Annotated in this window: 13 protein-coding genes and 1 pseudogene; 11 read left to right on the top strand and 3 right to left on the bottom strand. The window is 57.8% G+C overall.

Annotated elements, in window-relative coordinates:
* Positions 1–65 precede the first annotated feature (65 nt).
* From X946_RS20760 to X946_RS20740, 9 genes and pseudogenes are all read left to right on the top strand, one after another.
* On the top strand, positions 66–1301 hold the full coding sequence (locus tag X946_RS20760) for an IS256 family transposase (RefSeq protein WP_038751359.1): 1236 nt from the start codon (positions 66–68) through the stop codon (positions 1299–1301).
* A 13-nt stretch (positions 1302–1314) separates the two neighbouring features.
* On the top strand, positions 1315–1728 hold the full coding sequence (locus X946_RS36360) for a hypothetical protein (RefSeq protein WP_226377127.1): 414 nt from the start codon (positions 1315–1317) through the stop codon (positions 1726–1728).
* A gap of 89 nt (positions 1729–1817) precedes the next feature.
* Complete coding sequence (locus X946_RS35215; protein ID WP_161788680.1) at positions 1818–2459, top strand: putative type VI secretion system effector; 642 nt, start codon at positions 1818–1820, stop codon at positions 2457–2459.
* Positions 2460–2543: 84 nt separating this feature from the next.
* Positions 2544–3284, top strand: coding sequence for a putative type VI secretion system effector (locus tag X946_RS31830; protein WP_235364045.1), 741 nt, complete (start codon positions 2544–2546; stop codon positions 3282–3284).
* Between the two features lie 128 nt (positions 3285–3412).
* Positions 3413–3637 (top strand): hypothetical protein, encoded by a 225-nt coding sequence (locus X946_RS20750; protein ID WP_226383135.1) that lies wholly within the window; start codon positions 3413–3415, stop codon positions 3635–3637.
* A 359-nt stretch (positions 3638–3996) separates the two neighbouring features.
* Positions 3997–4722, top strand: coding sequence for a putative type VI secretion system effector (locus tag X946_RS31825; RefSeq protein WP_226383050.1), 726 nt, complete (start codon positions 3997–3999; stop codon positions 4720–4722).
* Between the two features lie 366 nt (positions 4723–5088).
* Positions 5089–5808 carry a putative type VI secretion system effector gene (locus X946_RS35210; RefSeq protein WP_161788679.1) on the top strand — a complete coding sequence of 240 codons (720 nt, stop codon included), beginning with the start codon at positions 5089–5091 and terminating at the stop codon, positions 5806–5808.
* 185 nt (positions 5809–5993) lie between these two features.
* A pseudogene (locus X946_RS20745) lies at positions 5994–6212 on the top strand (integrase core domain-containing protein); the annotation flags it as partial.
* 359 nt (positions 6213–6571) lie between these two features.
* Positions 6572–6835: a hypothetical protein gene (locus tag X946_RS20740; protein ID WP_038751355.1), complete on the top strand. Its 264-nt coding sequence runs from the start codon at positions 6572–6574 to the stop codon at positions 6833–6835.
* 467 nt (positions 6836–7302) lie between these two features.
* On the opposite strand, the gene X946_RS20735 is transcribed toward X946_RS20740, so the two are convergent.
* Positions 7303–7584: an H-NS histone family protein gene (locus X946_RS20735; protein WP_038751354.1), complete on the bottom strand. Its 282-nt coding sequence runs from the start codon at positions 7582–7584 to the stop codon at positions 7303–7305.
* A gap of 104 nt (positions 7585–7688) precedes the next feature.
* On the opposite strand from X946_RS20735, the gene X946_RS31810 reads away from it, so the two are divergent.
* Positions 7689–7955: a hypothetical protein gene (locus X946_RS31810; protein ID WP_186448532.1), complete on the top strand. Its 267-nt coding sequence runs from the start codon at positions 7689–7691 to the stop codon at positions 7953–7955.
* A 129-nt stretch (positions 7956–8084) separates the two neighbouring features.
* On the opposite strand, the gene X946_RS20730 is transcribed toward X946_RS31810, so the two are convergent.
* The gene (locus X946_RS20730; RefSeq protein WP_038751353.1) at positions 8085–9029 is read right to left on the bottom strand and encodes an amidohydrolase family protein; all 945 of its coding nucleotides are present in this window, start codon (positions 9027–9029) and stop codon (positions 8085–8087) included.
* Positions 9030–9073: 44 nt separating this feature from the next.
* A complete protein-coding gene (locus X946_RS20725) occupies positions 9074–10339 on the bottom strand; it encodes an MFS transporter (protein ID WP_038751352.1) in 1266 nt (421 codons plus the stop codon).
* A gap of 420 nt (positions 10340–10759) precedes the next feature.
* On the opposite strand from X946_RS20725, the gene X946_RS20720 reads away from it, so the two are divergent.
* Entirely contained in the window at positions 10760–11653 is an 894-nt protein-coding gene (locus X946_RS20720) for a LysR family transcriptional regulator (RefSeq protein WP_038751435.1), read from the top strand.
* The last annotated feature ends 483 nt before the right edge of the window (positions 11654–12136 follow it).

The following is a 12136-nucleotide window of genomic DNA, read 5'->3' as shown; positions in this document are numbered from 1 at the left end:
ATCACGCACGAAGGGACTGTCAGTAATTTCGTGTTCAAGGCATATCATGCTCGCTAGGAGAACATATGCCTCGCAAACCGAAAGCCAAGCCGGCGGAGCTGCCGGCGATTCCTGCCGAGTTGCTTGAACAGTTCGGCAACGGGCCGATGACGGCTGAAGCGATCAATGCCGCGACGCTGGCCCTGAAGAAGGCCCTGATCGAGCGGGCGCTGGGTGGAGAGATGAGCCATCATCTCGGCTATACGCCCGGCGCCGTCACCAACCAGCGCAACGGCACGGGTGCCAAGACAGTCCTGACCGAGGATGGTCCGATTCGTATCGAGGTCCCGCGCGATCGCGACGGCAGCTTCGAACCGCTGCTGATTCCCAAACACGAACGACGCTTCACGGGCTTCGACGACAAGATCGTCGCCATGTATGCCCGGGGCATGACCGTGCGCGAGATTCAGGGCTTTTTGCTGGAACAATACGGCACCGGGGTCTCGCCCGATTTCATCAGCTCGGTCACCGACGAGGTCATGGCCGAAGTGACTGCCTGGCAGGCCCGGCCGCTTGAGCCGATGTATCCGGTGGTGTTCTTCGACGCGCTGCGGGTCAAGATCCGCGAAGACGCCGTGGTGCGCAACAAGGCGGTCTACCTTGCGCTGGGCATTCTGCCCGACGGTACACGCGATATCCTGGGCCTGTGGATCGAGAATACCGAAGGCGCCAAGTTCTGGACGAAGGTGTTCAACGATCTCAGGACGCGCGGCGTCAACGACATCCTGATCGCCGTGACCGACGGCCTCAAGGGAATGCCCGAGGCGCTGGCGGCAGTGTTTGCGTCGACCACGTTGCAGACCTGCATCGTTCACCTGATCCGCAACAGCCTCGATTGCGCGTGCTGGAAAGACCCCAGGGAACTGGCTGCAGTGATTCGCCCGATCTACACCGCGCCCAGCGCGGAAGCGGCCCAGGTAGAACTCGATGCGTTTGCCGACGGGCCGTGGGGGCAGAAATTCCCGACGGACAGTGCGGCATGGCGCAACGCCTGGGATCGCGTGATTCCGTTCTTCGCCTTTCCACCGGCAGTTCGCAAGGTTATATACACGACGAACGCCATCGAGAACATCAACTCGCAGTTGCGCAAGATCATCATGACCCGGGGCCACTTTCCGACCGATGAGGCCGCGGCGAAGCGCATCTGGCTGGCACTGCGCAACATCACTGCTCATTGGGGCCGCGCGGCTCATGACTGGAAGGCAGCCATGAACCAGTTCGCCATCCTCTATGAGGATCGATTCGTTCGACCATCCGTGTGAATCTCAATCCGCCTTGAACACGGAAATTCTGACTCCCCCCGGGCGGCAGATTCGTATCGTTATTCTTGATCGGATTGGCCAAGGCATCGCTGACGCAACTGCACGCAAGGTGGCAATAGCGGCCGGGGAGAGGGTCGCAACGGTCGCGGCTGAGCGTGTTGGAGCCATGGTGTTGGGTAGAGGGCTGCTGTATATGGCCAGTTGGCAAGTCCAGGTTGCTATTGTTGCGATCCAAGTTGTTATTTGGTATTTTGGGAATGATGATTTGCAGAATTCATTAAATGATTCTGTTTTTGGGGTAGGTAAAAAATATAAAAATAACGATGACTTAAAAAAACAGGATGAGGCATTCGATAAGGCTCTGGTGGCTATTGGATTCAAAGATGATGCTACTTCTGGCGCGGAAGAAGCAAAGTCGCATGGATAAGTGATCGATATATGGATACTAGTCGTGCAGTCGTGTTGCGTGGAGTACTGGAGAATTTTCATAAGGAACGGGCCACCGGAGACTTTCTATTGAGCGACTTGGAGCGCTCAGCTGCTGGGTTGACGGCCGTAGCGTCTGCGTTGGCTGGCTCGGGAGGAGCAGTCGGACTGGCATCTCTGGCGGGCACAAAAGAAGAGGCTGACAAGGTTCAATTCGAAATCGACGGAAAGCAGGTTGCCGGCTGGTTAATGTGGTCTCCATTCCAAAACGGCGATGAGGTAGAGGTGGTGGCTGAGCCATTGAGGGATGGAATGTATCGAGCATTTGCCATACTTCGACCATCTGACCGAACGATTGCGTTATATCCACACTGTTCGCGAGGGCGGTGGGCGTTTTTTAAAAATGCTGTGAAATTATTCATGCTATTTTTTATATTTATTGTGATAACGCTTGGAAGCCTTTTGTCGGCTGTGTTTTTTGTGAGAGGGTACAGTGATTGGCTGGGTGTCCTTGAGTTGATTGCAATGATATCGGGGGGGCTGTTTGTTGTATATGGAATTATTGCGGTTAATATTGCTAGAAAATTTATGCCATTTGTTAATATGGCAGAGGGGATTTTTGAGGTTTTGGGGTGGAAGGGGGTGAGTCAAATCGATCTCCCGGGAAGAAGTAAAGTCGCGCGGCGAGTGGAGGGGCGGCCTGGGTTGGGAAAGCTATATTTCAAGTATTAGTGAAAGTTTGTGAGTTTGATTGAATTCTATGTGCTCGTTCATGAGGTACAGCCGCGTTGGAGACGGAGGTTGTGTGGAGCTGTCGTGGTGAAGGGCGTGAGAGAACGAAATATGGATATCGATCGAGCTGTAGTGTTAAAGGGAAGGTTGAAGAATTTCAAAAAAAATAGAGTTGCGGTGGATTTTCTGTTAAGTGACATGGATCGATCGGCGGCGGAACTTACCGCGGTGGCGTCGGCGCTGGCCGGTTCGGGTGGAGCAATCGGCTTGGCGTCGTTGGCGGGCACCAAGGAGGAAGCGGACAAGGTTCAATTTGAGTTGGGCGGAAAATTTTTTACGGGCTGGTTGATGTGGTCGCCATTTCAAGACGACGAGGAAGTGGAAGTGGTGGCGGAACCTTTGAAAGATGGAACCTATCGTGCTTTTGCGATTCTTCGACCGTCGGACCACACGATTGCTCTGTATCCGCACTGTTCGCGTGGGAAGAGTGCGCACTTTAAGAACTCTTTCAAGTGGTTTATGCGGGGATTCCTCATTGTGTTCCTTATCTATTTTTTTGTGATGCTGGCAACATTTTGGGGAGAGGGGATCTGGCGAGAGTTTTTTATTGCACTGATCGGTGGCGGGTTGGGGGCATTTTTTGTTTATGGGGTTATCGCCTACAGCATGGCCAGAAGATTTTTGCCATTCGCCAACATGGCTGAGCAAATTTTTCATGTTTTAGGATGGCGAGACGCGGCGAAGATTGATTTGCCGGCTAGAAGCAAGATGGCAAGGAAAAAGGAAGGGAAGCCTGGGTTAGGGGTTCTGTATTTTAGATATTGATAATCGAGAAGCTTGGTTGGCGCGATATGGTGGGGGCGAGAAATTGCGCTGGATGCCGCGAGGGGCTATGCACATGGGCTGGATGCAATCGCTTCTTGTGGAACTATGGGCTCGATGCGCATAGACCGGTGAGCGAGCTGCCGCGCGAAGGACAACATAACAAGACGTGCCAGGAGCCGCAGTTCCCGCCAGAGATCGAGGCCGAATGCCAGGTTGGGCCAAACGATCCGAACGTCTGGTGTATTCCCGCGTCGATCGCCGAATTCGCGGTGACGGTTCTGGGCTTCATGGAGCGCGCACAGGAAAAGGAGGGGCTCGCGCAAATGGCCGAACGAGTAGCGCAGCGAGCGTAGTCGGAAAGAAAACCTCGCGATCGATGTGCGCGGTAGTGCCCATGGCGGTGGCAATCGTCGCCTGCGAGCGAAAAGTGCGTTGGCAAAATGTTATCTATTCATTCGAGGATGGCGTCGTCGACAGTCAATGGCGTTTCGCGTGTGTTTCCGTTGCGGCGAACAGCGTCGAAGACTAGATGACACGGCTCATGCTGAAATTGATCGAAGGTTCGAGCAAGTTTCATCGTTGACATTGGATATTCGGGAATTCTGCTTGTGCGCACGTCGAGCGGACATACCAGATCGACAAGGTTTTGTTTCCTCGAAGGTCGCGCCGACGGTTGGCCTCAAGTTCGAGGAGACGATGAAAAGAGAGGGCAATGTACATGAACTGCGATCGAGCAGTGATTCTGCATGGGACGATAGAGAAATTCAGTAAGCAGAGAACGACGGGGGATTTTCTGTTGGACGATTCCGATCGTTCGGCAGCCGGACTGACTGCAGTGGCTGCGGCGTTGGTTGGTTCTGGCGGTGCCATCGGGCTAGCAGCCCTGGCGGGGACGAAAGAAGAGGCCGACAGAATTCAGTTCGAGCTGGACGGGAAAAAGATATCGGGATGGTTGATGTGGTCCCCTTTCAATAATGGAGACGAAGTAGATGTTGTGGCGGAATTATTGCGAGATGGTACGTATCGAGCATTCGCGATGCTCAAGCCGCGTGATCGAATTATCGCTTTATATCCACATTGTTCGCGTGGCCGGATCGCACATTATATAAATACTCTGAAATGGTTTGTTTGGATTTTTGGGGGCATATTTTTGGCTTCTTGCTGCGTTATGGGTGTGATTTTCTGGGTGAATCATGACAGCGATTGGCGCGCTTTTGTTGGATTAATGGGCGGTGGTGGCATAATTAGTTTCGTGATATATGCCATTATCGCATTTAGTATTTCAAGAAAATTCATGCCGTTTGTCAATATGGCTGAGGGGATTTTTCAGGCTTTAGGATGGCGCGATGCAAAAACGATTGATTTGCCCGCTAGAAGTAGGGACGCAAGGAAGGCAGAAGGTAAACCTGGTCTGGGGATTTTGTACTTCAAGTACTGAAATGTGGGAAGGACATGGATATGGGCCGACTGGTCGTGTTGCGCGGGACGCTGAAAAATTTTCATAAGGATCGGGTGATCGGAGATTTTTTGCTGAGCAACCTGGAATGGTAGTGGGCGGAGGTCTACTGATTATGGCTAACTGGCAAATCCAAGCTGCTATTATCGAGCTTCAAGTTGTTATTTTGTATTTTGGAATGATGATCTTCGGAGTGCAATAAAAACTATGTTTTGATCGTAAAAATATAAAAATAACGGCGACTTGAAAGGTGTGAGACTTTCGATAAGGGGCTGGTGGCTGTTGGGTTTAAAGATGAGGTCAATTCTGGTGAGGAAGAGGAAAAATCTCATGGATGACTGATGATATATGGATACGAATCGTGCAGTGGTATTGCGTGGAGTATTGGAAAATTTACGAAAGGAGCGAGCGGCCGGAGATTTTCTGTTGAGTGATTTGGACCGCTCAGCCGCTGGGTTGACGGCCGTGGCGTCAGCGTTGGCCGGTTCGAGCGGCGCGGTCGGTTTGGCTTCTCTGGCGGGGACGAAAGAAGAGGCCGACAAGGTTCAATTCGAAATCGATGGAAAGCAAGTTGCAGGTTGGTTAATGTGGTTTCCGTTTCAGGATGGTGACGAGGTAGAGGCTGTGGCGGAACCATTGAGGGATGGGACGTACCGGACATTTGCCGTACTTCGACCATCGGATCGGACGATTACGTTATATCCGCATTGTTCTCGAGGACGATGGGCTTTTTTTAAAAATTCTGCGAAGCTCTTTGCGTTATTTTTTATTCTTATGGTGTGTTCGATGGGGGCGCTCATGTCGCTCATGTTTTTTAGTAAAGGATACGATGATTGGCGGGGTGTTGCCGAGTTGATTTCGATGGCGTCGGCGGGGGCGTTTGTTATATATGGGGTAATCGCAGTGAATATTTCGAGAAAATTCATGCCATTTGTTAATATGACGGAAGGGATATTTGAGGTGTTGGGTTGGGAGGGAGCGGGGCGAATTGATCTTCCGAAAAGAAGTAAAGCCGCTAGGCGAGCGGGAGGAAGGCCAGGGCTGGGGAAACTATATTTCAAATATTGATGCGAATTCGTGCATTTGGTCGAAATTGCAGCGGCTCACTCGCGGGGTGGTGGTGATCTGAAAATTGCTTGAGTGCTCAAAAAATCCTCTGGCAGTGCCGGTTGAGGATACGAGTATAGAGGCGCTCAAAGTAAAAGGCGAAAGGTCGAAAATATGGATGTCGACCAATCTTGCCGCCGCGGCATGTCAAGAGCTTCAACGGGCGGTTCCGCGATGAATGCCTGAGCGAGCACTGGTTCGTCTCAATGCGCCACGCCAAGGGGCTGATTGATGAATGGCGTACCGAGTACAACGCCGAGCGGCCTCATAGTTCGCTTGGCTATCTGACGCCTGCGCAGTTCGCCCAGGCGTACGATGAGAAGCAGCAGTTTTTAACCTCTGACTCTAACTACAGTCCGGACTAAAACCGAGGGCAGGCCGGTTTCGCATCTCGGGGCGACATCGTCGCACGTGCGTCGCGCGGCGGATGCCCGACGCGAATTCAACGCGCGTTCATTGCTTCGGATGGCGGACGATCGACGAGGGTCGGATGCGCAGTCCGGCATCGCCGCCTATCGCGCGGCCAGCAACCCGAAAGCGCGGGCGAAGCGCTTCGCACACGGGCCATTGTTTGCATTAGCGAAACGGACTGTTAAGCGTGACGGGAATGATCTATCGCGCGGAGCCGGGCATACTTTCGCGTGTCCCGTTGTTCTCAGTGTGCTCGAAGAGCGCGCCGTCAAAATTGAAACTCCGCGTTCTCAAATCGTCGTCCCTATCGATCGTGGTCAGCGCGCTGCTGCTGGCCGCATGTTCAAGCGCGTCCGACATCAGCGCAACCGAGAAGCCGAACGTCTACACCGTCGATTCGAGCTCGCGCGGCATTCTGCTGTCGTGGGCGGGTGCGCACGAGCGGGCCGTCAACGAAGCGACGAGCTACTGCGCGCAGCGCGGGATGCAAGCGAGCGTGAAGCGCGAATCCGTTGATCATGGAAGCGGGCCGCAAGGGCACGCGCAACTCGCGTTCGAGTGTCATCCGGCATTCTGAGCGACGGACGCGACCGACGGATGCAGCCGCGCATCGCGGGCGGCACGACGGCAAGCGCGCTCGCTGCTTGTTGCTCGGTTTCGTGCCGCAGCATGCCGCATGGCTGCGGCGCGGCAAGTGATACATGTTCCGTCGCATGTCGCCGCGCGTCTTCACCATGAAGCATGCTCGGCCAAGCACGATTTGCGGTCGGCGTTGCCCGGTCATTCGGGCATCGGCTTCGACGGCCGTGATTCTCGCGGTCGCACGACGGCGAGATCGTCTTTCTGCCTTCTTCGCACGCGGTTTCCGACCGCAACCGGCGAACGCGTCGGCGGCGTATCGTGTTTCGCGCGGCTGGCGCCCGGCCCCAATGAAAAAGCCCACACGGCTCGAACGAACGAGCGGTGTGGGCTTCTCGCGGCGGGAGAACGGCGGCGCTAGCGACGCGAGCAAACGTTGTCGAGCGCGGCCGCATTAAGCCGCGGTTACACGACGAATGCGGCGCGATCCTTCCCGGCGATCCACGAAGGCGGGCGGCCGCGGCCCGTCCACGTCGCGCCGGTCTTCGGGTCGCGATACTTCGGCTTGGGTTTGCCGCGGTGGCGCAACGCGCCGGCACGGCCGAACACTTCCTGCGTCGTGAGCTCGAATTCCTCGACGATTCGCTTCACTTCGGACAGCGCCGCGCTTCGTGCTTGCGTGCGCGCCGCATCCAGTTTGATCATCAGGGCTTCTCGTTCTACCAGAAGGTCGAGGTAAGTTTCCATCAAAAAAATGCTCCCTTGCCTGTCGGGATTCGATCGCGTCCCGTATCGGCCGGCAAATGTATGGGTGTGTTGGACGAATGACGACTAGCCGATTGCCCATCGGAATGAAGCGCGGCCCGATGCGGCGATCTGCGGTTGAAACGAAAAAAATGCGAACGGGTTTCGACGTCGATCGCGATGCCTTCCACGGTCAGGCGTTGGCGTTCCGCAAGCAGGCGATGCGTTTCCCGGCCTGCGTGCGGAGTGAAAAATCGATATCCGCAGGCGATGTCCGGTGTCCGTGCGAAAGCGCGTCGGCTCGACATTCGTTCGCGCGCGAAGCGCATCGGACAAGGGGCCGGATGATCGTCATTGGGATGGCGAAATTCTAATGGCCGGCATCAACGCGAACCAGCGGATCGAGCCGAGATATTCATAAATTTTCGACATACATCGGCGGCGCGAGCAGCGCGGCGAAACGATGTGCGGATGCGGTGTGCGGATGCGTCGAATGCAATCGTTTAGCTGTCGAAACGATACAGCGTGCGCGCCGAGTCGCAGAGAACGATGCGCCTGAGCGACGGATCGGGAACCCAGTCGTCGAGCGCCGAGCGCGTCGCACGGAAATCGGTTCGGTCGCGATGCTGCGTGTGCGGCCAGTCGCTGCCCCACACGAGGCGATTCGGCGCAAACGCGCCGAGCAGCTCGCGCGCCGCGCGCGTGCCGAACGCGGTGCCGTCGCCCGATTCGATGTTGCGATACGCGGCGGACAGCTTGACCCAGACTTGCCCCGTTCCGGCGATCGACAGCAGGAAGCGGAAGCCGGGATCGCGCGTGCCGAGATGCGGCGCCGGGCGCCCGAAATGGTCGACGACGACGCGGCACGACTGTTCGAGCAACGCGGGAATGATCGCGGGAAGATCCGCCGCGCGCCGATGTACTTCGACATGCCAATCGAGCGCGTTCGCCCGCGCGAGCAGCGCGCGCCACCGCGGCGCGGCGAAATCCGGAATCGGCAGGCCGACGAGATTCAGGCGGATGCCGACCACGTCGGTCGCCTCGAGCCGCGCGAATTCCTCCTCGGCCATGCACGGGTTCACGACCGCGACGCCGCGAAAGCGCTGCGGATAGCGTGCCAGCACGTCGACGAAGAAGTGATTGTCGGTGCCGAGAAAGCTCGGCTGAACGAGAACCGCGTGCGTGACGCCGGATGCGTTCAGATGCGCGACATACGATTCGAGCGTTGCGTCGTATTCCGGCGAGTGCCGCGCGCTCGGAATGCGCGGCAGGCTTCGCAGGAACACGTGCGCGTGCGAATCGACGGCTTCGATCGGCGCGATGCCGTCGCCGTACCACGCATCGACGAGCGGATCGCGCGCGTCGTGCGTGTCGCGCATGTGTCGTGCGCGCGTGGCGCAGGTGCGGCCCGTCGTTTCGACTGCCGGATCGTTGCTTGCCTGATCCATGAAAAACCCACGAAATGACGGGCGCCCGGCATGCCGGCCGGCTCCTACAGCGCCGCTTCGCGGATGCGCGGGTCGGGTTGCGGCGACTGGAAATCGCGCGCGCGCGTTTCGGGCAGGAACCAGGCGGCGATGAACACGAGCCCGTAAGCGATGCCCGCGTCGATGCCGAGCGCGAGGCCGAGCGGCATCGACGTCCCCATGTGCCCGACGAGCACGGGGAAGATCGCCGATGCGACGCGGCCGAAGTTGTAGCAGAAGCCGACGCCGCGACCGCGCACGTTCCGCGGATAGAGCTCGTTGAAGAGCGCGCCGAGCGTGGCCGGGATGCCGGCAGCGAAGAAGCCGAGCGGAAAGCCGAGCAGCAGCATCGCGAGGTTGTCGAGCGGCAGCAGCACGTACAGATTGACCGTCACGACGCAGCATGCGGAGAACAGCATCAGGTTCTTGCGGCGGCCGATGCGGTCCTGCAAGTACGCGCTCGTCATGCACCCGACGATGAACGCGACGATGATCACGGCGAGATACGCTCCCGTGCCGAGCACCGACAGATGGCGCTCGGTCTTCAGATAGGTCGGCAGCCAGGTCGTGATCGCGTGATAGCCGCCGTGCGCGCCGACGCCGATCAGGCCGCCGACGATCGTCATCCTGAGCACGGACGGATCGAAGATGCTCGTTGCCGGTTGCGCGGGCGCCGCGTCGGCGGCCGACGCGATCGTGTCGGCGCGCGGCGGCTCGGGAATGGCGCGCCGGATGTACAGCACGAGCAGGGCGGGCAGCACGCCGATCGCGAACAGCACGCGCCACGCCCATTCGGGCGGCAGCCACGAAAAGATCAGCGTATAGAGCAGCACCGCGCCGCCCCAGCCGAAGCCCCAGGCGCTCTGCACGATCCCCATTGCCTTGCCGCGGTGCCGCGCACGCATCGTCTCGCTCAGGAGCACGGCACCCGCCGTCCATTCGCCGCCGAAGCCGAGCCCTTGCAGCGCCTTCAGCACCAGCAGTTGCTCGAAGTTCTGCGCGAACGCGCTGAGGAACGTGAACAGCGAGAACCAGCACACGGTGATCTGCAGCGCGCGCACGCGGCCGAAGCGATCGGCGATCGCGCCGGCGAGCAATCCGCCGATCGCACCCGCGGCGAGCGTCGCGCCGCCGATGAGGCCCGCCTGCCCCTTGCCGATGCCCCAGGACGTCAGCAATGCGGGGATGACGAGGCTGAACATCTGCGTGTCGACGCCGTCGAGCGCCCAGCCGGAAAAACATCCTTTGAATGTACGTCTTTCAACGGGCGATATTTCTTTGTACCAGCTCACTCATGCTCTCCGGAATGATGTCGCCACAATCGATTGGAAAAAGCCCGCATCATATCGTCATATTTTATCGAGAGGTAAACGATATATGCATCACGAAGTCGAGCATTATTGATAAAAGAAAATTATGATTGCGTATTTCGCCGTGACGTCGATCGCGTGAGGCGAAATGTTGCGCGAACGTTTGCGTGGCGTCGGCGTCTGTGGATTCAGGATCGTTTTGGTACGATTGATTCGGATATTTGAAATTGTTCGTCGAATAATTCTGTTTGGTTGAATGATGATGAGATTGAAAATGCGCCGGCCGAATTCGTCTATTGAAGGCGGGCGCGGAATGAAATCGTGTATTCGCAATACGTGTCCATCGTCTCGGCGATGCGGCGGCGCGGCCGTCGGAACGCAATCTCGTGGCGCTGCGTGATTATGGAATCCAAGCATCTTCGATACTTCCTTGCGATTGCGGACACGGGCAGCCTGACTCACGCGGCGATCCGCTTGGGCGTCGCGCAGCCCGCGCTCAGTCACGCGCTGACGAAAATGGAGCGCGAGCTCGGCGTGAAGCTGTTCGAGCGTTCGAGGCGCGGCGCGGCGCTGACGACGGCGGGCGAAGCGATCGTCGACGACATTCGCCTGAGCCTCGCGCGGATGGACGCCGCCGCGCGGCGCGCGAGCGAGATCGGCGCGCAGCGGGCGGGGCGGCTGAGCGTGGGCTTCGTGTCCGCCGCGCTGTTCGATACGCTGCCTTCCGCGGTGTGCGCGTTGCGCGCGGCCACGCCGCGCGTCGATCTCGTGATGCGCGAGATGAGCAATGCGGAGCAGGTCGTCGCGCTCGAGCGCGGCGAGATCGACATCGGCATTCTGCACACGCCCGTCGCGATCGGCGGTCCCGTCAACGAGAAGCTGATCCGGCGCGATCCGCTGATCGCGGTGATTCCGAAGTCGTTTCCGCGCCAGCCGGACGGCACGATCACGCTGCGGGAGCTGTCGCGCGCCGGGCTCATCTGGTTCCCGCACGAGCAACTGCCGTCGATACGCGCGGCGATCCTCAGCGCGTTCCGGCTCGCCGGCCATCCGATCGAGATCGTCCAGGACGTGAACCGCACGCTGACCGTGATCGCGTGCGTCGCGGCGGGCTGCGGCGTGTCGCTGCTGCCGTCGTCGATCCGCACGCTGACGTTCGAGGGCGTCGAGTTCAGTCCGGTCTCGGATGGGCAGGCGCTGCCCGAATTTCCGTTGACGGCCATCTGGCCGAAGCGATCGCGCCGAACGCTCGCCGACCGGTTCGCCGAACTGCTGCCTCAGTTCCAGCCGAACTGAGCGGGCGGGCGAAATGGCCGGCCGCGGCGCGCGCGCGGCCTGTCTTCGACGGCGCGACGCGTCGCGCCCGCGCCGCTGATCGTCCGGATGTCGGAATATTCGAATTGCTCAATATACGAATTTCGGAAATTAATTCGTGATTCGAATTGATGTGCGAAATTTCGGCCTGCGAAAGTCAAGATTTAATATTTCGGTTTCCCTATCGATTGGGCGGGCGAAAATTTTGGTCTCGCCAAAATAGATGGTCTTTCGTGCGCACGGTATCTTTTGGTGATGCGAACCCGAATCGGCGGAATTCGATCTTTCCCATCGCATAAATCCAATTTCTCTTGTTTCGTTTCCGATCGTTCGATGACGCTTGCGTGCCGCGCCTAACGCGGCGTCGGTCGAGCCGATCGCGTTTCAAATGCGAGATTTGGCGCGCCAGAATGAATCTTTAAATATTGTCAAATTTACCTAAACTCGGATTATTCCGATAGTAAC

This window comes from Burkholderia sp. ABCPW 111 (assembly GCF_000773065.1).
In the GTDB taxonomy this organism is placed as follows: Bacteria; Pseudomonadota; Gammaproteobacteria; order Burkholderiales; family Burkholderiaceae; genus Burkholderia; species Burkholderia savannae.
The sequence above is the reverse complement of the archived record's forward strand: the minus strand, read 5'-3'. Positions and strand labels throughout refer to the sequence as shown.